Annotated in this window: 22 protein-coding genes; 11 read left to right on the top strand and 11 right to left on the bottom strand. The window is 57.9% G+C overall.

The window, feature by feature from the left end; translation table 11 throughout:
- Positions 1–60: 60 nt before the first annotated feature.
- Together ACZ0A4_RS12580 and ACZ0A4_RS12575 are read right to left on the bottom strand one after the other, a co-directional pair.
- Complete coding sequence (locus ACZ0A4_RS12580) at positions 61–765, bottom strand: YoaK family protein (RefSeq protein WP_463574984.1); 705 nt, start codon at positions 763–765, stop codon at positions 61–63.
- A gap of 23 nt (positions 766–788) precedes the next feature.
- Positions 789–1118, bottom strand: coding sequence for a DUF6388 family protein (locus ACZ0A4_RS12575; protein ID WP_463574983.1), 330 nt, complete (start codon positions 1116–1118; stop codon positions 789–791).
- 134 nt (positions 1119–1252) lie between these two features.
- Here ACZ0A4_RS12575 and ACZ0A4_RS12570 point away from each other — a divergent pair, with 134 nt between their 5' ends.
- On the top strand, positions 1253–1603 hold the full coding sequence (locus tag ACZ0A4_RS12570) for a hypothetical protein (RefSeq protein WP_463574982.1): 351 nt from the start codon (positions 1253–1255) through the stop codon (positions 1601–1603).
- Positions 1604–1720: 117 nt separating this feature from the next.
- Here the strand turns inward: ACZ0A4_RS12570 and ACZ0A4_RS12565 are convergent, their stop codons facing one another.
- The gene (locus ACZ0A4_RS12565; protein WP_064390654.1) at positions 1721–2146 is read right to left on the bottom strand and encodes a GNAT family N-acetyltransferase; all 426 of its coding nucleotides are present in this window, start codon (positions 2144–2146) and stop codon (positions 1721–1723) included.
- Between the two features lie 148 nt (positions 2147–2294).
- Between ACZ0A4_RS12565 and ACZ0A4_RS12560 the strand changes: the two genes are divergently transcribed.
- From ACZ0A4_RS12560 to ACZ0A4_RS12550, 3 genes are all read left to right on the top strand, one after another.
- Positions 2295–2732, top strand: a complete 438-nt coding sequence (locus ACZ0A4_RS12560) for a hemerythrin domain-containing protein (protein ID WP_463574980.1) — start codon at positions 2295–2297, stop codon at positions 2730–2732.
- Positions 2733–2953: 221 nt separating this feature from the next.
- Complete coding sequence (locus ACZ0A4_RS12555; protein ID WP_463574979.1) at positions 2954–3589, top strand: lytic polysaccharide monooxygenase auxiliary activity family 9 protein; 636 nt, start codon at positions 2954–2956, stop codon at positions 3587–3589.
- 43 nt (positions 3590–3632) lie between these two features.
- Complete coding sequence (locus ACZ0A4_RS12550) at positions 3633–4691, top strand: chitinase (protein WP_463574978.1); 1059 nt, start codon at positions 3633–3635, stop codon at positions 4689–4691.
- Positions 4692–4989: 298 nt separating this feature from the next.
- Here the strand turns inward: ACZ0A4_RS12550 and ACZ0A4_RS12545 are convergent, their stop codons facing one another.
- The 3 genes from ACZ0A4_RS12545 to ACZ0A4_RS12535 form a co-directional block, all read right to left on the bottom strand.
- Positions 4990–5394 carry a hypothetical protein gene (locus ACZ0A4_RS12545; protein ID WP_463574977.1) on the bottom strand — a complete coding sequence of 135 codons (405 nt, stop codon included), beginning with the start codon at positions 5392–5394 and terminating at the stop codon, positions 4990–4992.
- Between the two features lie 102 nt (positions 5395–5496).
- Positions 5497–5889: a hypothetical protein gene (locus ACZ0A4_RS12540; protein ID WP_463574976.1), complete on the bottom strand. Its 393-nt coding sequence runs from the start codon at positions 5887–5889 to the stop codon at positions 5497–5499.
- On the bottom strand, positions 5886–10736 hold the full coding sequence (locus ACZ0A4_RS12535) for an RHS repeat-associated core domain-containing protein (protein WP_463574975.1): 4851 nt from the start codon (positions 10734–10736) through the stop codon (positions 5886–5888). The genes ACZ0A4_RS12540 and ACZ0A4_RS12535 overlap by 4 nt, the downstream gene beginning before the upstream one ends.
- Before the next feature lie 195 nt (positions 10737–10931).
- Here ACZ0A4_RS12535 and ACZ0A4_RS12530 point away from each other — a divergent pair, with 195 nt between their 5' ends.
- Positions 10932–11522: an NUDIX domain-containing protein gene (locus tag ACZ0A4_RS12530; protein ID WP_463574974.1), complete on the top strand. Its 591-nt coding sequence runs from the start codon at positions 10932–10934 to the stop codon at positions 11520–11522.
- Position 11523: 1 nt separating this feature from the next.
- Here ACZ0A4_RS12530 and ACZ0A4_RS12525 read toward each other — a convergent pair whose 3' ends face one another.
- Positions 11524–12039 carry a methylated-DNA--[protein]-cysteine S-methyltransferase gene (locus ACZ0A4_RS12525; protein WP_463574973.1) on the bottom strand — a complete coding sequence of 172 codons (516 nt, stop codon included), beginning with the start codon at positions 12037–12039 and terminating at the stop codon, positions 11524–11526.
- Positions 12040–12193: 154 nt separating this feature from the next.
- Between ACZ0A4_RS12525 and ggt the strand changes: the two genes are divergently transcribed.
- The 3 genes from ggt to ACZ0A4_RS12510 all read left to right on the top strand — a co-directional run bounded on the left by ggt (position 12194) and on the right by ACZ0A4_RS12510 (position 15738).
- Positions 12194–13921 carry a gamma-glutamyltransferase gene (ggt, locus tag ACZ0A4_RS12520; protein WP_141129087.1) on the top strand — a complete coding sequence of 576 codons (1728 nt, stop codon included), beginning with the start codon at positions 12194–12196 and terminating at the stop codon, positions 13919–13921.
- A gap of 66 nt (positions 13922–13987) precedes the next feature.
- Positions 13988–14521: a cysteine hydrolase family protein gene (locus tag ACZ0A4_RS12515; RefSeq protein ID WP_463574972.1), complete on the top strand. Its 534-nt coding sequence runs from the start codon at positions 13988–13990 to the stop codon at positions 14519–14521.
- Positions 14522–14718: 197 nt separating this feature from the next.
- Positions 14719–15738: a lysozyme inhibitor LprI family protein gene (locus ACZ0A4_RS12510; RefSeq protein ID WP_463574971.1), complete on the top strand. Its 1020-nt coding sequence runs from the start codon at positions 14719–14721 to the stop codon at positions 15736–15738.
- Positions 15739–15786: 48 nt separating this feature from the next.
- Here ACZ0A4_RS12510 and ACZ0A4_RS12505 read toward each other — a convergent pair whose 3' ends face one another.
- A complete protein-coding gene (locus ACZ0A4_RS12505) occupies positions 15787–16431 on the bottom strand; it encodes a TetR family transcriptional regulator C-terminal domain-containing protein (protein WP_463574969.1) in 645 nt (214 codons plus the stop codon).
- 143 nt (positions 16432–16574) lie between these two features.
- Between ACZ0A4_RS12505 and ACZ0A4_RS12500 the strand changes: the two genes are divergently transcribed.
- Both ACZ0A4_RS12500 and ACZ0A4_RS12495 read left to right on the top strand, forming a co-directional pair.
- A complete protein-coding gene (locus ACZ0A4_RS12500; RefSeq protein ID WP_463574967.1) occupies positions 16575–17033 on the top strand; it encodes a GNAT family N-acetyltransferase in 459 nt (152 codons plus the stop codon).
- A gap of 128 nt (positions 17034–17161) precedes the next feature.
- Entirely contained in the window at positions 17162–17797 is a 636-nt protein-coding gene (locus ACZ0A4_RS12495; protein WP_463574966.1) for a hypothetical protein, read from the top strand.
- Between the two features lie 41 nt (positions 17798–17838).
- On the opposite strand, the gene ACZ0A4_RS12490 is transcribed toward ACZ0A4_RS12495, so the two are convergent.
- Together ACZ0A4_RS12490 and ACZ0A4_RS12485 are read right to left on the bottom strand one after the other, a co-directional pair.
- Complete coding sequence (locus ACZ0A4_RS12490; protein ID WP_463574965.1) at positions 17839–18384, bottom strand: hypothetical protein; 546 nt, start codon at positions 18382–18384, stop codon at positions 17839–17841.
- 53 nt (positions 18385–18437) lie between these two features.
- Complete coding sequence (locus ACZ0A4_RS12485; RefSeq protein ID WP_463574964.1) at positions 18438–18755, bottom strand: DUF7693 family protein; 318 nt, start codon at positions 18753–18755, stop codon at positions 18438–18440.
- Positions 18756–18912: 157 nt separating this feature from the next.
- Between ACZ0A4_RS12485 and ACZ0A4_RS12480 the strand changes: the two genes are divergently transcribed.
- The gene (locus ACZ0A4_RS12480) at positions 18913–20358 is read left to right on the top strand and encodes a SulP family inorganic anion transporter (protein WP_463574962.1); all 1446 of its coding nucleotides are present in this window, start codon (positions 18913–18915) and stop codon (positions 20356–20358) included.
- A gap of 406 nt (positions 20359–20764) precedes the next feature.
- Here the strand turns inward: ACZ0A4_RS12480 and ACZ0A4_RS12475 are convergent, their stop codons facing one another.
- Positions 20765–21187, bottom strand: a complete 423-nt coding sequence (locus ACZ0A4_RS12475) for a carboxymuconolactone decarboxylase family protein (RefSeq protein WP_463574961.1) — start codon at positions 21185–21187, stop codon at positions 20765–20767.
- Between the last annotated feature and the right edge of the window lie 127 nt (positions 21188–21314).

The raw sequence follows: 21314 nt of genomic DNA, 5'->3' as shown, positions 1-21314 counted from the left end.
AGAATGTGCCGGCCTCTTCGCGAGCAGGCTCGCTCCCACAAGGATTTGTATAAGAGTCCATTAGCGAGGCATGTAACCCAACTGCCAGCGCCGCGGGATTTTAAGCGATAGCAGTCCGATCATCGCGGCCAGCAAGCCGCTGACAAACATCGCCTTCAGTCCCAAATGATGTTCCAGCACCGCCCCGAGAATCGCGCCGATAAACATACCGCCCCATGGCACCAGTTGCACCCGCCAGCCACTGCGCCGTTCGCCAAGCATCCAGCGACCCAATCCACGGCCGAACCGCGACAACGCGCCAGTCACGTAAGTCAGCCCGACCGGTAAGCCATTCACTTCTTCGACCGCCGCGTTGAGCATGCCCATCGCAGTGATCGCCGCCATCAGCGCCGGCAGTTGGGTGTCGAATGGCCAGACAGCCGCTGCGCACAGCAGGGTGGCGATACACAGCAGCAGCGGCAGCGCCCGGCGTCCACCGAAACGTGCGACGACAACCCCCAGGGCATTCCCGACAATAAATGTTGCGATGAGGATCAACAAACGCAAGGTCAGCCCGATATCGCCATCGCTGATCGCCACGGCGAGTCGAGTGGTGTTGCCGCTCATGAACGAAACGAAATCGCCGCTGGCCATAAAGCCGATGGCGTCAGTCATTCCGGCCAGTACCGAGAGGCTGGCTACCAGCGCCAGACCCACTCGTCCGCGCCACTTTTGCGTGTGCAGATGGCCGGGGCTGGCGCGGTGAGTCGAGGTGGATGGCAGCATGAGTGGCGGTGTCCTTCCGGCGTTTACGGTTCTATGCCATACAGATCGCAATATTCCAGCCAATCCATCCCGGCCATTTCCGCCACTTCTCGATGGACTTCCAGACGCTGCGCCTGGTATTCCTCAGGCGAATCAGCCGTCAGTTGCAAGGTCAACTCCCAGGCGAACAGGCCAAGGCTTTCCGCTTCGGCCTCAAACGCTTCATGCAGGCGCTCTTCGCGATACTGCACTTGAGTTTCGCCTTTGGCCTGAGCCAGTAACGGGTTGAGGTGGTCGAGGGTTTCGCGCAGTTCGGGGCGCGCGTCGAGAAATACTTTCAGGGCATGTTCATGTCGCTGGTCGGTAGGCGCCATGTGGTTTCCTTGTGAGTCTGATGAGCTTAGGTTGCCGCAGCGGCCTGCGCGTGTCGCGCTATAAATGCAGTAAAGCAGAACGATTTCTGCTGCTGCGGTGATACAGTCCGCTTTTTTCTGAATGAGCGAATGCAATGCGAATTCTGATGGTAGCGCTGGCGGCGACAATGCTGGCCGGTTGCGCAGGCTCGGTGATGGACGATGCTCGCACCAAAGCCCCCTATAAAGTACTGACTTCGGACAAAGCCGAGAAAGTCGTCGCCCAGTGTGTGCAGTTTGGCTGGCAGGACGAAGCGGTGTTCGGCGTGGACGCGGCGGCGTATCTGGAACCGCGCAAATCGGGCGGGACGACGGTGTATACCCGGTCGGCGGAGTCGTTTGTCGATGTGATCACTGAAGCTTCCGGCACGACGCTGAATTACTACGCGCAGAAGGATGACTTTGTCGCCAAGCGCCGGTTGGCGGCTTTAGCGACCTGCCTCTAATCATGCATTGAAGCGGCTGCCGCCTTCGTCGGAACGCCACCCGGAGCAGGCTTGCTCCCACATTTTGCAATGCATTCCGATGTGGGAGCGAGCCTGCTCGCGAAGGGGCCGCAACATTCAACCGATCAATCGCTTCTGGAAGAAATGCCGCTTATGCCCCAGTGGATAATCCAGAATCTCTCCGCATTCGCTAAATCCAAGCTTCTTGTAAAACTCCGGTGCCTGGAAGGAGAAGGTGTCGAGCCAGATGCCAACGCAGTCTTTTTCCCGTGCCAGATCTTCCGCCCTCTGCATCAACTGCGAGCCGATACCCTTGCCGCGACCTTGCTCCGGCACGGCCAGTAACTCAATGAACAGCCAACGATAGAACGTGTGGGCATACAAACCACCGAGGATGGCGTCGTGTTCATCACGCACTAACAGAGCGATCGGCTCGAAGGTCGACGGTCCGGCTTTGGCAACGTTGTGCGCACGCAGCGGCGCGAGGATGGCTGTGCGTTCTTCTTCGGTCGGGTTTTGTGACAGCTCGATGCGTAAGTTCATGCATGACTTCCTTGTTGTTTGAATTCGCAGCCTATCCTGCCCCGCGGCCATCTTCCAAGCCCTTCTTCAACCCGGTGGAACTGCCGCTCTCGCCTCGGGGTCTAGCCCTTACAGCGTCATTCCAGCACGCGGTTGAGAAGGAATCCCCATGAATATTTTTGAAGCCCTTCGCGAAAGCCATGACCGCCAGCGTAGCTACGCCAAAACCCTGATCGAAACCAGCGGCGATACGCCGGAGCGGGTTGAAGCCTACAAACAGCTCAAGGCAGAACTCCAGGCCCACGAAACGGCCGAAGAACGTCACTTCTACATTCCACTGATGGAGTTCGATAACGGCGTCGACCTGAGCCGCCATGCTATCTCCGAACACCATGAAATGGACGAGATGATGGAAGAACTCGACGAGACCGAGTTGTCCAGCCCGGCTTGGCTGGCCACCGCCAAAAAGCTCTCTGACAAAGTTCACCATCACCTGAAGGAGGAGGAACAGAAGTTCTTCCAGATGGCTGGCAAACTGCTCAGCGAAAAACAGAAAGAACAACTCGCCGGGCAGTACGAAAAGGAGTTCAAGGCACAGTTGTCGTGAGTACTGAATGGCAGCTTTTGCAGCATCGGCGTGTAATCTTTTGGCGTCATCTCGGGTGGGTGTTATCGTAAAAGACTGTGTATGCATACAGTATTTGCGGTGTATTGCTGGCTTTCACCGGCTGACTGCGACAAAACCGCCGATGGACAAAAAATCCCTCTCCGTTAGCTTGAAGGCCTCTCCTCGGAAAGGAGAGTTCTTAAATCAACGGAGTGAAAAACATGAATCAACCACAAGCACACACCCAACTGCGACACGGTCGCGTCATCTCTCCTGCCAGCCGCGGTGCAGTAGCGATCGAGCAAGGATTGCTCGGCGCGTGGCAGGTCAACGAAATGGAAGGCGGGAAGAATTTCCCGGCGCTGGCAGCAGGGCCGTTTCCGGCGCCTTACCAGAGCGACTCGGACAGTGTCACGCCACCGGCCGATGGCTACATCCTCAGTGGCGGCAAGACCGATGCCCGCGACTGCGTGAACTTCACCAACGAGGAAATGAGCAAGAAGCTCGCTCGTCCGTTCACCTGGCCGCTGCTTAACGTTACCCCGGGGCAGACCCTCGAAATCAAATGGGAATACACCGCGCCGCACACCACCCGTGGTTACCGCTGGCTGATCACCAAGGATGGCTGGGACCCGAAACAACGCATCAGCCGCGCTCAACTGGAAGCCCAACCGTTCTTCGAGGACTTCTACACTCAGGTGCCTTATTACAGCTATCCGAATGAGCTGAAGGCCAAGGTCAATCACGCGGTGAAACTGCCAGCCAACAAGAAGGGCCATCACGTGATCGTGCTGATGTGGATCGTCGCCAACACCGGCAACGCCTTCTATCAGGCTTTCGACGTCGACTTCAAATAACGGCGCTGCGTCGCCAAACCCACACGTTCTGAAGGATTAGAACATGTCAAAAATCGATTTCTCTTTAGTGCAAAACGCCGCAAGCGATGCCGCCTCGCTGATGCCGAGCATTGCCGGCAAAAAGATCCTCATGGGCTTCTGGCACAACTGGCCCGCAGGCCCGAGCGATGGTTACCGCCAGGGCCGCTTCGCCAGCCTTTCACTGGAGGAGGTGCCCAAAGAGTACAACGTCGTCGCGGTCGCTTTTATGAAGGGCAGCGGGATTCCGACTTTCAAACCGTTCAACGTTTCCGATGCCGAGTTCCGCCGCCAGGTCGGCGTGCTCAACAGTCAGGGGCGTGCGGTACTGATTTCCCTTGGCGGCGCCGATGCGCACATCGAGTTGCGCAGCGGTCAGGAACAACCGCTGGCCAATGAAATCATCCGTCTGGTGGAAACCTACGGCTTCGACGGGCTGGACATCGATCTTGAACAGAGCGCGATTGACTTCGCTGCCAACAAGACCGTCCTGCCGGCCGCACTGAAACTGGTCAAGGATCACTACGCAGGCCAAGGCAAACATTTCATCATCAGCATGGCGCCGGAGTTTCCATACCTGACCAGCACCGGCAAATACGTTGGCTATCTGCATGCGCTGGAAGGCTACTACGACTTCATCGCCCCGCAGTTCTATAACCAGGGTGGTGACGGTGTCTGGGTGCCGGAAGCCAACAACGGCGCGGGTGCGTGGCTTGCGCAGAACAACGATGCGCTGAAGGAGGATTTCCTTTATTACCTGACCGAAAGTCTGGTGACCGGCACGCGTGGTTTCGCCCGGATCCCGGCGGACAAGTTCGTCATCGGCCTGCCGGCCAACAACGATGCGGCGGCCACCGGGTATGTGATCGACAAAACCGTGGTCGGGAATGTCCTCAAGCGTCTGGCGATCAAGGGGATACCGATCAAAGGCTTGATGACCTGGTCGGTGAATTGGGACAACGGCAGCAGCAAGGATGGCGTGCCGTACAACTGGGAATTCAGCCGGCGTTATGGGCCGTTGATTCACGGGGTTCCTGCCGCCGAGCAGGCTGTCGGTGACATGCAGTCGCTCATCGCTCGTTAGCTGCAAATAAAGAAGCCCGGTAGCGCTGCCGGGCTTTTCGTATTTTCCGGTCAGACGCTGGAACGATTGGCTGTTGGGAATTTTTGAACGTTTGCATCCCTTGGAAATGATGAGGGTTGCCGTAACACCTGAAAAACTGAAGGCAAGGGAGAGAGAGTCCCGAGTTGGCTGTCGTTTATAAATGATTCGGGGAACAAGGATCTGGGGTCGCTGAGGGATGATGCGACGGTACCGATGTATTTATAAAATTAAGAGGCGTGATTTGAGCCACTCATCTTACAAAGGCTTTCGGTGTTATTTATAAGTCAGAACCATCAAAAGGGGAGTTTAACCATTTGTAGTAAAACTCTCGCTGCTCCTTCAGGCTTTTTGCTAAGTTATTTTCTTCGTAATCAAATATTTGGACAATGTCTTCAAAAGTTGCGGCCTTACCATTCTTAAGTTCGTAAGCGATCACGCCGCCACTCATTTGTGAGCACATTCTTGATGGAGTTACATTTAGTTTTGCCCCTTTGCACATAAAAATAACATCAGGGTGATCCTGTCTTATTTTTGCTAGGCATAAATAGAGGTCAGTCGACTCGTAGGTCTTGGTGAAGCCATTTTGCATGGAGAAATTTATAGTGCTTTTTATCGAGTCGTAATAGATTGTGGTCTCTTCCCTAGCACCATCGACGATAAGTGATATTTTTCTGCACTCCATTGTTGCTCTCTCTTAGGGTATGTTAAAAAGGCCTGCGGTGTATTTCTTGGTAGGTGTTGAGTATTCGGTGCAGGTATGTGTGTCGGGGTTGAATTTCTCTTTTTAAGTCTTTAAAGATTTAATCCAGCGAAAGTAAAAGGCTTTTTGAGCCTCAAGGTCATTCGTTAAATTGTTGTCCTCGTAATCGAAGATGCGAACAATGTCAGACTCTTCGGTGGGTTGGCCATTAGTGAGTTCGTATGCAACCAAACCAGTGGACATTTGTGATGTCATACGCGAAGGGTGAACATTTATTTTGGCGCCTTTGCATAGAAAAACTATGTCCGGGTACTGCGCTCTGATCAAGCCGAAACAAACGTACAGATCATCGGCTGTACAAGAGCTGGTTGTTCCATTATTCATAATAAACGTAAGCTTTCTTGTTCTTCTATCTACTATCAAGGTGGCCACTTCTCTTTGCCCACCTTTTATAATTTCAATTTCTATCGTTTTCATGGTTGCTTCCTAAATGGGTTCGGTATGGAGTAGCCCTTGTAGTCACCGTCAGCGGTTACGGGTATAGCGCCGACTATGTCGTCGTTTTTAATTCCGCCAGGAAACGCGATCTCTATTTCTCGTCGATGCGGCGACATGGCCCCCAGCTCTTTATTGACGTCAACTCCACGAATATTTTTCAGAACGTAGATGTATCCCTCTGCAAACCCGTGTCCAGTCGCAAATTTTGAGGCCTCTTTTTCCGAAATAGATGAGCTTACAAACCAACTAGGCGGGTTCTTGTTGTCGAGCGCATGTAAATATAAATCTTTGCTATCACCCCAAGGTTCAAATCCTGCCTCAAATATTTCCCAAGGCTCGCGTTCATCGCCTCGATATAAATAATAGTTCTTTTGTTGTGGGGCGGGAGTTTCTGGGCCTCCATCAGATACCTCAGCACCACTCACTACGTCCGGTACGTCGCATCCAGGCTTATTCGGCGGCGGGCAGTTAGAGTTCAACCCCAACGGATCCACCCACCCCGTCGGATTCGGCACGTACTGGTACTGATTCAGCCCACCGGCCAGCTTGATCGGATCCGGGGTCAGATACCGCCCCAGCCGCGGGTCGTAATACCGGTGGCGGTTGTAATGCAGGCCGCTTTCCGCATCGAAATACTGTCCCTGAAAGCGCAGCGGCTGGTTCAGGTAGTCCTCGCCGGCCAGGGTCAGTGCGGCGACTTTGCCGTAGGCGTCGTATTGCGCCGACCAGACGATGTCGCCGCTGTAGTCGGTGAGTTCTTGCGGGGTGCCGAGGTGGTCGAGCTGGTAGTAGAACGGGCAGGCTTTTTTCGGGCCTTTGCCGTCGAGCAGCGCGAGGGGGCGGAAGGTGCCGGGTTCGTAGACGTAGCTGCGGTATTCGTGTTCGCTGCTTTCGGCGACGAGGTGGTCGCCTTGCCAGAAGAATTCGGTGGTGTCGTCGCCGACGGTTTTGCTGATGCGTCGGCCGAAGGCGTCGTAGCGGTAACTGGCGGTTTGGCCGTCGGGGCGGGTCAGGCCGATCAGGCGGTGCTGGCTGTCGTAGCGGTATGCAGTGACGAGTGTCTGCGCGCGGCCGCGACGTTCGCGGATCAGGTTGCCGAAGGCGTCGTAGTCGTAGTGGCGGTCGCCTTGCATGAGCAGGCGGTTGCCCTTGATCTGGCTCGGGCCGGGGCGGTCCTGTATCAGCAGGTTGCCGGCCGGGTCGTGGGCGAAGCTTTCCGGCAGTTCGTCGCGCGAGTGGCGTACGCGGATCAGGCGGTCGAGGGCGTCGTAGCCGTAGGTGCGCTGGCCGTGGCGGCTGTCGGCAATGTGCGCGAGATTGCCGTTGGCGTTGTAGGCATAATCGCGGCGGTACAGCGCATCGCGCTGATGGCCTACGGCGTGGGCGAGTAATCGTCCTTGATCGTCGTAGGTATATTCGCTGAGCAGCAAACCTTGTTGGCGTTGCAGTTCGCGGCCGGACTGGTAGACATGGCGGCTCAGCTCGGCCCCATTGAGGTCGATGCCGGTCAGCGCGCCGCCCTTGGCGTGGCGGTAGTCGAGCACGCTGTTGTCCGGCAGACGCATGCGTTTGAGCTGGCCGCAGGCATCGTAGCGGTAACGCAGGGTGCCCCAGCCCTGATGCTCGGTGATCAAGCGGTCCTGGCGGTCGTATTCGAAGGCCAGAGGATGTTGCTGGCCGTCGTCGACGCCGATCAAACGGCCGAGTCGGTCGTATTGATAAAAAACCTTGAGGCCGTCGGGCAGGGTCTTGATCAGCAGACGCCCGGCAGCATCGCGCTCATACGCAGTGAGCAAACAAGAGCCGTCATCACCGAACTCGGTCTTCTCCAACAGATGGCCGTTGAGGTCATAGGTGTACGCCGTGCGGCGGCCGTCAAAACCGCTTTCCTGACGGATCAGCCCGGTCGGCGTGTAGTCCAGCCGGTACTTTTCCCCGGACTCGTTTTCGATCTCGGTGAGCAGCAGTTGCGCATGGTCGTAGCGGTACTGCACCCGCGTGCCGTCGGGGTTGATCCGCCGCGAGACCAGGTGCAGGTCATCGTCGTATTCGTAGCGGGTGATGCGCCCGAGTTCATCGCGCTCGGCAGTGACCTGACCATAGGCGCCGTAGCTGTAGGCGCGGGTCGCACCGTCAGGAAATGTCGTCTGAATCAGTCGGCCGACGGCGTCCCAATGCTGACGGGTGACTGCGCCATGTTCGTCGGCGGTGGTGGTCCGTCGCCCCAGCGCATCGTAGGAAAAGCGCCGCACGCCACCGTCGGGCAGGGTTTCCTCGGTCAACTGACCCAGGGCATTCCATACCAGCCGATGCCGACTGCTGTCCGGATAGCGGATCGACAGCAACAGGCCACGGGTGTCGTAGTAGTAATGGGTGACCTGGCCGTCGGGATCGACCGCTTCGGTGATATCGCCCTCGGCATTACGCCGGTAGATCCACACCGCATCACCGCGCGAACGCCGATAAAGGAAACCGTTGCGGTACTCGTAGGACGTGGGCGCATCAACAGGTGGAATCAGCGCGATCAGCCGTCCGACTTCGTCGTAGCGGTATTCGGTGACCGCGCCCAAGGCATCCTGCTCGGCGATCAAACGGCCCGATGAGTCATAGGCCTTGAGCTGCTCACCACCATCCGCCTCGACCTTGCGCACCAACCGCGCACGCTCGTCGTGGACGTATGTCTCTTCAGTGCCATCGACGTAATGCACCGCGACACTGCCGTCGCCCGCCCAGACGTAACGCGTGTTCATCTGCGAAAACGAGGCCCAGTGCCTGACGCAACGGGCAGCTTTCCCCGACCGCTCCCACTCCCAGAAAAAACTCGCGCCGCCCGCCAGTTGCCGCTGCAGGATCACGTGAGCGTCGTCGTAGTCGTAACGCTCGCTGTCACCGACGGCGTTCGTCGCTTCGATCAGGTGCTGATAGGCGTCGTAGCGGTAACTGACCAGCGCCTGTTCGGTGCTCCAGGCACCGTCACGAAACACCTGATAATCCACACCGACCAACTGCGCGCGGTCATAGCGCAACAGCAGCGAACGCCCGGCACCGTTGTCCAGGCGCTGCACGCGGTCTGACCGATCACGAATAACGCGCAAACGGTTGTCGTACGCATCGCTGATTGCCGTCAGCCGTCCTGCACGAAAGTGATAAAACCGCGCCGTGTCCCCGGCCAGTGCGAGGATCAGCTCTTCCGGTTCATCGCCAAGGAAAATCGCCGCCCGCGACAGGCTGTTGTGAATCGCCGGTCGCTCGCTACTCGGCAACGGAAAACGGGTGCGCCGGTTTTCGTGGTCAACCCAGACCACAAAGTCGCCCTCAAACTCCAGCCGATGCGCCAGCGAATGACTCCAGCCAAAGCCCAACCCAACATCGATTTCGGCGGCACTAGAGCGATACAACCGCGTGAACTCAAACGGCAATACGCCATCGAGCACCGCATCAGTCAGGGTCAGCAGTTCTTCACCGGTGACCATCGACACCGGGCAACCGTTGGTGCAGGTGAAGGGCACGCAATCAGCGCTGTCGCCGTTGGGATTTTTCGCCTGATCCGGCGAATCGTCATGCGGCTCATGCCGTTCCAGCCGGCTCGAACCGCCAGGCTTGTCCCGCACAACAGGCGCCGGGTTCGGCACTGTCAACACCACAGCGTCAGCCTGACGAATGTTCAGCGGTATCGACGGTGTCGGTTTCAACTCAACGTCACGCGCGTGAAACATCAGCGGCTTCAACGCGCCCGCATGTTTGTTCAGTTCCGGCGCTGACGTTAATTCCGCGAGTCGCAAAGCCGAAGCCGCCAGCCATTCCCGCGCCCGGGGTGACTTGACCTTCGCCAGCACCTTGCTGCTCAAGCGCACCGGCACGCCGACGCCACCCGACAACCCCATCAACAGAAAACTGACCAGCAGTTCGGCCCGCACTTCGGCCACCACTTCGGCCAGATACTGCGGCGGCAGCATCTTCAGCCAACTGGTAAACGCGGCCAGATGAATAAACAGAAGAGGTTCGTCACTGAGGATCAGCAGGCCGTTGGCAATGGCGTCGCTGGAGGCATTCAACAACGCCTCAAGCTCGGCCTCGCTGAGGTATTCCAGCAATTTTTCACTGTTGGCCTGCAAGTCGGCGAGCAGGGCGAATACCTGTTTGATATCGTCCCAAACGCCATTCAGGGCTTGCTCTAACCCGCGCCAGTCGGCTTGTTGCAACTGACCGTAACGGTCAAGAAACCCGGCGCTGGAAAACTCCGTCCACTGTGGTTGAAACCCTGCCCACTCAGCGCGCAGCCAGCCTTCCAGGCCTGCAATGACACCCTCATAAGAGGCATACAGGGCACGCACATGGTCGGTGGACACATCGGGAAAGAAGGTGATGCGATAACGCTGGCCCCGATCACAATCGGTCACCTGCAGAATGCCGCTGGGGCCGATGGTGTAATGCAGCGGCTCGCCGAAAGTCAGCACACCGCCGACATCGGCAAGCACCGGTTCGAGGGTTACCGGGGTGTTGCCGATCGGCACAAACCGCGCGGCCTCGAACATGTGCACCAGCGTCAACGCCCCGCTGGCCGAGCACATGACCACCGATGAACTGAGCGGCTGGCGCGACTTGATCGGCGCGCTGAGGCGCACGTCGTTGCCGACAGTGAAGACCTGCTCGATATCCAGCGCGGTCCCGGTCCAGAACTGCTCGGCCCAGGCGTCGTAGTGGTTCAGGCACAGGCGAAATTCGCGGATCAGGTGCTCGAAGTCCGGCTCATCGGGATTCAAAGCAGCAACAACGAGCAGGCCGATGCTGTTGTTCAGGGCCAGCAGCCGATCGGTTGGAAGCATTCGCAGTCTCTCGCGCACATCAAAAAGGTGCGGGGACTTTGCGGGGGATCAATCAGGAAAGAAGTCGGGCGAGTAGGTGATGTCTGTAGGATATTTCGACATAGTTTGTGGGGCGGTATAGGGTTTCGTTTTTTCGTTCACAAAAAAGGGCTTTTACCTACCCAGGTGCCTTCAATGACAAAAGGATCAAGCGTCATGTCCAACACAGCCGAGCGGGTCAACATCGTCGACACTCAGGTGTTGTCCCATGACTGGTATCTGCTGAAGAAAATTACATTCGACTATCACCGCAACAACGGCGAGTGGCAGCGTCAGACTCGTGAAGTCTATGACCGAGGCAACGGTGCAGCGATTCTGTTGTTCAATCGCGAGCAACGCACGGTGGTGCTGACCCGGCAGTTTCGTTTGCCGGTGTTCGTCAATGGTCATGATGGGTTGTTAATCGAGGTGGCTGCCGGCTTGCTTGAAGGTGCTGCGCCGGAACAACGGATTCGCGATGAAGCCGAGGAGGAAACCGGTTATCGCGTGCACGATGTGAAGAAGGTGTTCGAGGCCTACATGAGTCCCGGCTCGGTGACCGAGAAGCTGCACTTTTTCATTGCCGAATACGACTCGGCATCGAAGGTCGGCGAGGGCGGTGGACTGGAAGAAGAGACCGAAGAGCTGGAAGTGCTGGAGTGGCGATTCGATGACGCGTTGGCGGCGTTTCAGCGCGGTGAGATCTGCGACGCCAAGACCATCATGCTGTTGCAGTATGCGGCGATGAATAACCTGTTCGGCGTTTGATTCAGAATAGATCCCCGGTTTTGCCAACCGTCGACCAGTCGCCACCCTCCAGGGTCAGCAAGCGCTCTTTCGCCTCAAGCCCACCGGCAAACCCGGTCAGTTTTCCCGAGGCGCCGATCACTCGATGACACGGCGCCACAATGGAAATCGGGTTGCGTCCGTTGGCAGCGCCCACTGCCCGCACGGCGCTGGGATTGCCGATCTGTTCGGCAATCTCGCTGTAGGTCCGCGTCTCGCCAAACGGGATAGTCAGTAGCGCCGCCCAGACCTTTTTCTGAAAGTCGGTGCCAGCGAAATCCAGTTCCAGATCAAAACTGTCACGCGTCCCGGAAAAATATTCTTCAAGTTGCCGGGCGGCTTTACGCAGGATCGGATTGTCGGGCGCTTCACTCATTGGCCCGAGGCGCACACGGTTCGGTTTGTCGTTTTCCCAGAGGATGGCTGCCAGTCGTGAGCCGTTCGCGACCAGCTTCAGCTCACCGACGGGCGAGGGCAGGGTGATGAACGTGTAAGACATGACGGCAGACTCCAGATCAGGGCGGCAACAGCGCCCAGCATACTGCCTGAGCGGGGAGGCGCAATACGCAAAGCAGACCATACTGCTTGTTGCTCTTGAAGCGTTCCCCCCTCTGTTTTGCACAGACCCTGAAAACAAAAAAAGAGATCGACTCATGAAGTACGAACCTTTGGCCAAATCGCTGATAGCGACCTCACTGGCACTCAGCTGTCTCATGGCTCACGCGGCGTCAGTCGCACCGGTTGCCGCCGAAAACGGCATGGTGGTCACCGCGCAACATCTGGCCACCCATGTGGGTGTCGACGTATTGAAAAGTGGCGGCAATGCCGTCGATGCGGCGGTCGCCGTGGGTTACGCGCTGGCGGTGGTTTATCCCGCAGCCGGCAACCTCGGCGGTGGCGGCTTCATGACCATTCAACTGGCGGACGGGCGCAAGACCTTCCTCGATTTCCGCGAAAAAGCGCCGCTGGCGGCCACCGCCAATATGTACCTCGACAAGGAAGGCAACGTCATTCCCGACCTGAGCACCCGTGGGCATTTGGCGGTGGGTGTGCCGGGCACTGTCTCTGGCATGGAACTGGCGCTGAGCAAATACGGGACCAAACCGCGCAAGGAGATGATTGCCCCGGCGATCAAACTGGCGGAAGACGGTTTCGAGCTGGAGCAGGGTGACGTCGAGTTGCTGGAGTACGCCACCGACGTGTTCAAGAAGGACATGCGCGACTCGGGTTCGATCTTCCTCAGCAAAGGCGAGCCGATGCAGGTCGGGCAGAAACTGGTGCAGAAAGACCTCGGCAAGACCCTGCGGACGATTTCCGAAAAAGGCGCCGACGGCTTCTATAAAGGTTGGGTCGCGGATGCCATCGTGACGTCGAGTCAGGCCAACAAAGGCATCATCACTCAAGCCGACCTCGACAAATACAAGACCCGCGAACTGGCGCCGGTGGAGTGTGACTACCGTGGTTACCACGTTGTCTCGGCGCCACCGCCAAGCTCTGGCGGGGTAGTGATCTGCCAGATCATGAACATCCTCGAAGGCTATCCGATGAAGGATCTGGGCTTCCATTCTGCCCAGGGCATGCACTATCAGATCGAAGCCATGCGCCACGCGTATGTCGATCGCAACAGCTACCTCGGCGATCCGGATTTCGTCAAAAATCCGATCGAGCACCTGCTGGACAAGAACTACGCGACCAAACTGCGCGATGCCATCCAGCCGCAAAAGGCCGGCGTGTCGGCAGAGCTGAAACCCGGCGTAGCGCCCCATGAAGGCAGCAACACCACCCACTATTCGATCGTCGACAAGTGGGGCAATGCGGTGTCGGTCACCTACACTCTCAACGACTGGTTCGGCGCGGGCGTGATGGCGAGCAAGACCGGGGTGATTCTCAACGATGAAATGGACGACTTCACCTCCAAGGTCGGCGTGCCGAACATGTACGGTCTGGTGCAGGGCGAAGCCAATGCCATTGCTCCGGGCAAGGCACCTTTGTCATCGATGAGCCCGACCATCGTCACCAAGGACGGCAAAGTGGTGATGGTGGTCGGCACACCGGGCGGCAGCCGCATCATCACGGCAACTTTGCTGACCATGCTCAACGTCATCGACTACGGCATGGGCTTGCAGGAAGCGGTCGATGCACCGCGCTTCCACCAGCAGTGGATGCCGGAAGAAACCAACCTCGAAGACTTCGCCGCCAGCCCCGACACGAAGAAGATCCTCGAGAGCTGGGGCCACAAGTTCGCCGGGCCGCAAGACGCCAACCACATCGCTGCGATTCTCGTCGGCGCACCGTCGCTGGGCGGTAAGCCGGTTGGAAAAAATCGCTTCTACGGCGCTAACGATCCACGTCGCAATACTGGCTTGTCACTGGGCTACTGAGGGGCGTAAAAAGGGGGCGGGCTCAGGTCCGCCCCTGCCTCAAGGACTGATCAAGGAAGGCTCATCATGACCACCGCATTACTGATCATCGACGTCCAGCGCGCCCTCTGTTCGGGCGAATACCAGTGCCATGACATTCACCACGTGATCAACACCATCAACGGTTTAAGCGCCCGCGCGCGCAAGGCTGGCGTTCCGGTGGTGCTGATTCAGCACGAAGAGAAGGGCAGCCCGTTGGCTCATGGTGCCGAAGGCTGGCAACTGGCCGAAGGGCTTGAGACATCGCCCAAAGACCTGCGCGTACGCAAGACCACTCCGGATTCGTTCTACCAGACTGACTTGCGCAAACTGCTGCCGAGCGAAGATTTCGAAAAACTGGTCATCTGTGGTCTGCAAACCGATTACTGCGTCAACGCCACCGTACGTCAGGCCCATCAACTGGGTTATGACGTAGTGCTTGTGGCCGACGCGCATTCCACGGTCGACAACGGCAACATGAGCGCCGAAGACATCATCTCCGAACACAACAAGGATCTGGCGCATCTGACTGGCGCTACTGGCCGCGTCGACGTCAAAGCTGCGGCCGACATAACGTTCTGACAACCCACACAAAACCTGTAGGAGTGAGCCTGCTCGCGAAGGCAGTGTGTCAGTCGACATTGATAGTGGCTGATCCACCGCTTTCGCGAGCAGGCTCGCTCCCACATTGATTGAAGGAAACGGATTGCTGCGACCATCAGGGATTTCCGCTGGCAGCACTGGCATACTGCGCGCCGTCCGAAGAATGGAATCTCTCGATGTTCGCGATCTCCCTGCGTCATGCCTTGCTGCTGACCGCCCTTGCGTTTGCCGCTGTTATCCACGCCAGCAGTTTCGATTGCGCCAGCGCTGCCAGCAAAACTGAAAAAGCCATTTGCGCCGATCCGGATCTCTCGCGCCTCGACGAACAACTCGCGGTGCGCTGGCGTTCCACCCTGACCAAGGCTTCGGATCCGAAAGCGCTTAAAACGGATCAGCGAGGGTGGCTTAAGCAACGTAATCAATGTGACGATCTGGCGCCCTGTTTACACCGGCAATACCTGATGCGTCTCACGGCACTTGAATACATGGTCAAACCGTTTTCCTGGGACGCCACTTGGCAGCTCATTCCCTGGGGAGTTTCGGAAGGGGCAGAAATCACCACCAGGCGGCAGGATGCTTCTCACATCGCCTTTGATATTTCAGCCGCGAACGGCTCCCACTCGGGTGAACTGGAAGGCATTGCAACGATAGAGGGGACGCAGGCCCGTTACGAGCAGGGAGAGTGTGTTTTAACCTTCAAGGCCCTAAACGGGGTGATGGATGTGACACAGGATGGCGCGGATTCCGATTGCGGCGCCGGAATGGGCGTTTACTACGGTGGACGGTATGTGGCTTCGAAGCAAACAGTCCTGGTCGACTATGATTTGCTCACGCTGGGTGTGGCACAGACGCAGCGGGAAAACGCAATGTTGCACGCGCTGCTTAACGGCGACTATCAGACGCTACTGCAAAACTGCGGCTTGAAGACGAACGGTGAGTCCTCTGAAGACGTACCGAACAGTGAGGTCAGCAACTATTGGGTCCGGGGATTGCCATCGAGCAACGCGGCGATTGTCATGCGTGCACCGAATGAGCAGTTCTGGATCATAGTCCTGGTGCCCCGGGCTGGAGGTAAAACCCTCGCGCGTTACTACACGAATGTTGCGCAATGGAAAGGGCGCATGCCGGACGTCCTGCAAGCCTGGTATGCGGGAAAGGGCGGGGAAGGCTATATGCCTCTGGATTTCATGCCCTGACCCGCATCAATCCTGCTGGCGTCCGAGGGGCTGTGAAACCACAGCCCCTCAAGTCGCAAACAAAACCCCACGAATCTCGCCTACCCGCGGCACTACGACCACGCCCTCCAGCACCATCCGCGTAATCGTCTGCGCCGCCATTTGATAATCCTCATCCAGCGGCACTTCTCGTTCCATGATCCGGCCCATCTGCCAGCCAATATTGGTGTACGTGCGCGTCGCCGACCAGATGAACAACATCAAATGCTCAGGATCCACCGGCGCCAGCAAACCGCGCTCGATCCAGCTGCGCAGGCATTCAACATTGCGCCGCGCTTCGGCATGCAACAGATTGCGGCACTCATCCGGCAACTGTCGGCCGCCCAGCAGCAACTCGCCACTGAACACCTTGGCAATCGCCGGATGCTCGCGGGCAATACGAATTCGCGCGGCCACGTAGGCGCGCAGCCCCGTCAGCGGATCATCGCTTTCACGCAGCGCCGCCGAGGCCTCCAGCAGTGGTTCGACAAAACCCAGCAGTACTTTGCTGTAGAGGTTTTCCTTGGTCTGGAAGTAGTAATACAGATTGGCCTTGGGCACCCCGGCACGCGCCGCGATGTCGCGGGTCTGGGTAGCGTCGAAGCCGTTGGCGGCGAACTCTTCGCTGGCGGCGGCGAGGATCAATTGCTCGTTGCGTACGCGGATGGCACTCATGGACACACAGGCTGGCTGGACGGCATGGAAAGATTCTGGCGATTTCGGATTCGCAATATACAAAACTATATAGCGAGGAAGCCAGCATACTCGGAGGGCAGCGCTATGCTGTTTCGATCATTGGTTGGAAACGGAGCGGGCACATGACCCTTCAAACAGTGCGGGCCAACGCGACACATCTCGATGCGGTGGCGCAGTTGTTCGACGCTTACCGAGGTTTCTACGAGCAACCTTCGAACCTTGAGCAATCGCGAGCCTTCATCGCTGATCGCATGGCTGCCAGCGAATCAGCGATTTTTCTCGCGCAGGATGAACGCGGCGAGGCGCTGGGTTTCGTGCAGTTGTATCCGACGTTCTCGTCCATCGATGCGCACCGTACCTGGTTGCTCAGCGACCTGTTCACTGCACCCGCCGCCCGTGGGCGCGGGGTGGGTCGATTGCTGATGAACACGGCGCGTGACTTTGCCTTGGCGACCGGCGCCAAGGGCCTGATGCTGGAAACCGCCACCGACAACTTCACGGCGCAAGGCTTGTATGAATCCCTTGGCTACATACGCGACAGCGGTTATTACACCTACCTGCTCGACTTGCGGCAGGGCTGAGCAAGTTTTTTTGCCGATTTCGCCAATTCAGGCTTTCGCTGGAAGGCCGCTCTCTCTAGAATCCGCCCGGCCTTCGCAATGAAGGCTCAATGCCATCATCTGGTCTTGTACACATAGGGACGGACATCATGCAATTCGGGAAAATTCTGGCGCTGGGGCTGGTACTTGCGCTGGGCGGTTGTGCCAGTTTCACCAAAGACGAAGTGGCGCCGGTGACCATGCCGTCGATGGCCAGTTACACCAACAAGCCAAACGTCTACGTCGATTTCGACTTCTATCAGGGCGAACCGAGAAGCGGCTCCGCCGTGGAAGTGCCGCAAGCCCGTGATCAACTGAAACCACAACTACAAAAAATCCTGACCGATTCTGGCCTGTTCGGCCGTGTCACCCTGGATGAATTCCAGAAGCAGCCGGGCGACTACAGCCTGCGTCTGAAAATGTACAACCATCCGCCGAATGCCGGCTCCATGGTGCTGGGCTTCATCAGCGGTTTCAGCCTGGGGGTGATCCCGGCGTATGGCACCGATCAGTACACCATGAGCCTCGAAGCCGTGGACGGATCGGGCCAGGCCCTGAACACCGCAAGCAATCACGATGCGATCGGCACCTGGATCGGTATCTGGTTCATCCCGCTGATGGCCAACACGCCTAAAGAGGCGGTGAATGACACCTTCACCCGTCAGGTCAACGCGTTGCTCAAGCAAATGGTTGATAACAAAAACCTGAAGTACTCGGCACTCGAAACCCGTATTCCACGTGCTTGAAGCCAAAAAAAGAGCCGCAATCGCGACTCTTTTTTTTGCCCTTACTTCAGGGCCTGAATGAACTGTGGATCGCTATACAGTTCTTTCAGCAAGTCACGCACCATCGGGTTGTAAGCGTTGACCGCATTCGGAATCGCAATGAAACCAAAGAAGCTGCTGCTCCATTGGCTGCTGACATTCTTGGTGGCGTCGTACACCACATCGTTGCCGTTGAGCAGGGTGAAACGAGCAGCCAGTTTGCCGTCGCCCGTGCCCATGCCGGCGGACAGTTCGTTTTTCACCACCAGCACTTTCAACTGACGCTGAGCCTGTGGATCAAGCAGACCGGCCTTGCGCAGTTCTTCGGTGATCGCGTCCTGAATGTGCGCCGGGATGCTGCCGGACGGCGAGCGCACCGGGTTGGCGCGGACCACCAGCGAACCTTCACCGGATTCGGCGTTGACCTGAGGATTGCTGATCGCATGCAGCGGCGGGGTTTGCTTGAGCTTCTGCACGTTCTCGAAACTCGGCTCGTAGCGGGTCATGGTCATGCCACAGCCTTGCAGCAGCACGGCCAGCATCGGGATCAACAACAGCGACTTCTTCACGGCAGTTCCTTGCGTGGGAATAGAGGAGGGCGCGAATTATGGGCAGAGTGCCATCATTGAGCAACCTCGTTCGTCTGCGCTTTGAGCAATTGCTCGATCTGCGCCAATTCCCAGGTACTGAGCAGGCTCACCGGGTCAGTGCCGAAACGCTGCCAGCGCTCTAGCAAGCCCTCTTGCCCCTCGCCGCTGCGGGCGTATTCGCAGTGATGTAATCGCCCCCCGGCAAAATCCAGCAGCAGGCGCCAGCCGTCGATATCGACTGTGATCAGTCCGGTCTGGGCAGGTGCTTCGCAGACTTTCAATGCGAGCACACCGAGCGCCGCTTCACGCAAACGCTGGCACACTTCGCGGGACGTCAGAAATGCAGACATGTCGGACTCGATGAATACAGGAGCGCGCCAGCATAAAGCCCGAACCCACAAGTGTCAGCGTTCACTGGCCCGATCCGCGACAATTCCGTAACATCCGCAACCCTCTTTTTCCCGAACACCTGCAGCCGCGCTCGACGGCCGCTCAATCAGGTAAGCCATGAAACCGATTCGTCTGCGCGCCGATGTCCTGGCCGGACTCACCACCTCGTTTGCCCTGTTGCCCGAATGCATTGCGTTCGCGCTGGTGGCGCACCTCAATCCGTTGATGGGCCTGTACGGCGCCTTCATTATCTGCACGCTGACGGCGTTGTTCGGTGGCCGACCGGGCATGGTCTCCGGCGCGGCGGGTTCGATGGCCGTGGTCATCGTCGCGCTGGTGGTGCAGCACGGCGTGCAGTATCTGCTGGCGACGGTGTTGCTCGGCGGCTTGATCATGCTGGCGTTCGGCTTGCTGCGCCTGGGCAAACTGGTGCGCATGGTGCCGCACCCGGTGATGCTCGGTTTCGTCAACGGGTTGGCGATCATCATTGCGCTGGCGCAACTGGAGCATTTCAAGAGCGGTGAAGACTGGCTCAGCGGTACGCCGCTGTATCTGATGACCGGGCTGGTGGCGCTGACCATGGCCATCGTTTACCTCTTGCCGCGCCTGACAAAAGCGGTGCCGCCGGCACTGGTGGCGATCCTCGGCGTCGGCCTGCTGGTTTACCTGTTCGGCCTGCCGACCCGCACCCTTGGCGACATGGCGCACATCGCCGGCGGCTTGCCGACTTTCGCTTTGCCGGACATCCCGTGGAATGTCGAAACCCTGCGCATCATCGCGCCATACGCGATTCTGATGGCGCTGGTCGGTCTGCTGGAAACCCTGCTGACGTTGAACCTCACCGACGAAATCACCGAAACCCGTGGCTACCCGGATCGTGAGTGCGTGGCGCTTGGGGCGGCCAATATGGTCTCGGGTGCGTTCGGCGGTATGGGCGGGTGCGCGATGATCGGCCAGACCGTGATCAACCTCAGTTCCGGTGGGCGCGGGCGTTTGTCTGGCGTGGTCGCGGGGGTGCTGATTCTGTTGTTCATTCTGTTTCTGTCGCCGCTGATCGAGCGTATTCCGCTGGCGGCGCTGGTGGGTGTGATGTTTGTGGTGTCGCAGCAGACTTTTGCCTGGGCGTCGTTGCGGGTGGTGAACAAAGTGCCGCTCAACGATGTGCTGGTGATCATCGCTGTGACCACTATCACGGTGTTCACTGATCTGGCCACCGCCGTGCTCTGCGGCATTATCATTGCCGCGCTTAACTTTGCCTGGCAGCAGGCCCGTGAACTGTATGCCGATCAGCATCTGGAGGCTGACGGAAGCAAGCTTTATCGTCTGCATGGCACTTTGTTTTTTGCCTCGACTACGCCGTTTCTCAATCAGTTCGATCCGGCTAATGATCCGGCTCGGGTGACTTTGGATTGTCGGCATTTGAGTTTTGTCGATTATTCGGCGATTGCGGCGTTGAAGACTTTGCGCGAGCGTTATGCCAAGGCGGGTAAGCATTTGCAGGTGTTTCATTTGTCTGAGCGGTGCAAGAAATTGCTGAAGCGGGCGGGTGAGGAGCATCATTGATTATCTGGCTTACCGGGTACATATCCGTTGCTGCGGGTGTTGCTGATTAGGGTTCCGCCCTTACGGCGGGTCACTTTTTCCAGACGCCCGGAGTGCCGGCCCAGAAAAAAGTAACCAAAAAGGCTTGCTCCTACGTGCGGCCCGCTCGCTGGGGCTCGGGGTTCCTTCGCTGCGGGATCCCTCCACTCAGCCTTCCGACGTCGCCCTTGGATCAAGATCAAGAGCGGCAGCCGAGCTAACGCTCATCCTGTTGAGTGGAGCGGCTTTGCCGCTTGGGTTGTACGCACGTTAAAACTGTGGGAGCGAGCCTGCTCGCGATGCGGTCGGATCAATCAAAGATGCTTTGAATGACACGCCGCTATCGCTAGCAGGCTCGCTTCCACTGGTGTTGGTGTTCGGCCAGAATTCAGATGGCCGGGAAGTCGATATCGGTCAGCGCCGCGTTGTTCAGGTAGTTGGTCAGGCTCTGCACGGCTACCAGTGCAATCACTTCAATGATCTTCACGTCGTCGATGCCGGCAGTGCGGGCGGCGACGATGTCTTGCGCCGAGAGCCCGGCCTTGCCGGCAAACAAGGTGTGCGCTGCGAGGCAATAATCGCAACCATTGACCTGTGAGGTGGCGAGGTACACCGCTTCTTTTTCCTGGGCGCTCAGCGAGGTTTTGCCGAGGATTGCTGAGGCTTGCACGTAGGTTTCGAGGGCAACCGGTGCTTTGGCCAGGGTGGTGAAGACGTTGGGCAGGAAACCGATTTTCTTTTTCACGCCTTCCAGCACTGGGCGGCTGGCGTCGGTGGCGGTTTCGAGGCTGATAGCGTGGATGCGGCTCATGGTGATTCTCCGAGAGTCCGGTGCAAGGTGCGCCGGGGATGGAGGTCATGTTATTGAGTGAGGCTGGTGGGTTGGCGGCAAATCGTCGAGGATATGCGGCAGATCGTCCAGATATGCTCTTGGAGTC

The sequence above is a fragment of the Pseudomonas sp. AC172 genome (genome assembly GCF_979258595.1).
Note: the sequence above shows the minus strand (reverse complement) of the source record. Positions and strands in the feature narration are given on the sequence as shown.

What these genes read in the sequence shown, in the direction of transcription:
- ACZ0A4_RS12475 (WP_463574961.1), bottom strand. Translation starts at nt 21,187, where the DNA reads ATGAGCCGCATCCACGCTATCAGCCTCGAAACCGCCACCGACGCCAGC.
- ACZ0A4_RS12530 (WP_463574974.1), top strand. Translation starts at nt 10,932, where the DNA reads ATGTCCAACACAGCCGAGCGGGTCAACATCGTCGACACTCAGGTGTTG.
- ACZ0A4_RS12575 (WP_463574983.1), bottom strand. Translation starts at nt 1,118, where the DNA reads ATGGCGCCTACCGACCAGCGACATGAACATGCCCTGAAAGTATTTCTC.
- ACZ0A4_RS12500 (WP_463574967.1), top strand. Translation starts at nt 16,575, where the DNA reads ATGACCCTTCAAACAGTGCGGGCCAACGCGACACATCTCGATGCGGTG.
- ACZ0A4_RS12560 (WP_463574980.1), top strand. Translation starts at nt 2,295, where the DNA reads ATGAATATTTTTGAAGCCCTTCGCGAAAGCCATGACCGCCAGCGTAGC.
- ACZ0A4_RS12515 (WP_463574972.1), top strand. Translation starts at nt 13,988, where the DNA reads ATGACCACCGCATTACTGATCATCGACGTCCAGCGCGCCCTCTGTTCG.
- ACZ0A4_RS12535 (WP_463574975.1), bottom strand. Translation starts at nt 10,736, where the DNA reads ATGCTTCCAACCGATCGGCTGCTGGCCCTGAACAACAGCATCGGCCTG.
- ACZ0A4_RS12580 (WP_463574984.1), bottom strand. Translation starts at nt 765, where the DNA reads ATGCTGCCATCCACCTCGACTCACCGCGCCAGCCCCGGCCATCTGCAC.
- ACZ0A4_RS12570 (WP_463574982.1), top strand. Translation starts at nt 1,253, where the DNA reads ATGCGAATTCTGATGGTAGCGCTGGCGGCGACAATGCTGGCCGGTTGC.
- ACZ0A4_RS12505 (WP_463574969.1), bottom strand. Translation starts at nt 16,431, where the DNA reads ATGAGTGCCATCCGCGTACGCAACGAGCAATTGATCCTCGCCGCCGCC.
- ACZ0A4_RS12555 (WP_463574979.1), top strand. Translation starts at nt 2,954, where the DNA reads ATGAATCAACCACAAGCACACACCCAACTGCGACACGGTCGCGTCATC.
- ggt (WP_141129087.1), top strand. Translation starts at nt 12,194, where the DNA reads ATGAAGTACGAACCTTTGGCCAAATCGCTGATAGCGACCTCACTGGCA.
- ACZ0A4_RS12545 (WP_463574977.1), bottom strand. Translation starts at nt 5,394, where the DNA reads ATGGAGTGCAGAAAAATATCACTTATCGTCGATGGTGCTAGGGAAGAG.
- ACZ0A4_RS12510 (WP_463574971.1), top strand. Translation starts at nt 14,719, where the DNA reads ATGTTCGCGATCTCCCTGCGTCATGCCTTGCTGCTGACCGCCCTTGCG.
- ACZ0A4_RS12540 (WP_463574976.1), bottom strand. Translation starts at nt 5,889, where the DNA reads ATGAAAACGATAGAAATTGAAATTATAAAAGGTGGGCAAAGAGAAGTG.
- ACZ0A4_RS12495 (WP_463574966.1), top strand. Translation starts at nt 17,162, where the DNA reads ATGCAATTCGGGAAAATTCTGGCGCTGGGGCTGGTACTTGCGCTGGGC.
- ACZ0A4_RS12485 (WP_463574964.1), bottom strand. Translation starts at nt 18,755, where the DNA reads ATGTCTGCATTTCTGACGTCCCGCGAAGTGTGCCAGCGTTTGCGTGAA.
- ACZ0A4_RS12480 (WP_463574962.1), top strand. Translation starts at nt 18,913, where the DNA reads ATGAAACCGATTCGTCTGCGCGCCGATGTCCTGGCCGGACTCACCACC.
- ACZ0A4_RS12550 (WP_463574978.1), top strand. Translation starts at nt 3,633, where the DNA reads ATGTCAAAAATCGATTTCTCTTTAGTGCAAAACGCCGCAAGCGATGCC.
- ACZ0A4_RS12525 (WP_463574973.1), bottom strand. Translation starts at nt 12,039, where the DNA reads ATGTCTTACACGTTCATCACCCTGCCCTCGCCCGTCGGTGAGCTGAAG.
- ACZ0A4_RS12565 (WP_064390654.1), bottom strand. Translation starts at nt 2,146, where the DNA reads ATGAACTTACGCATCGAGCTGTCACAAAACCCGACCGAAGAAGAACGC.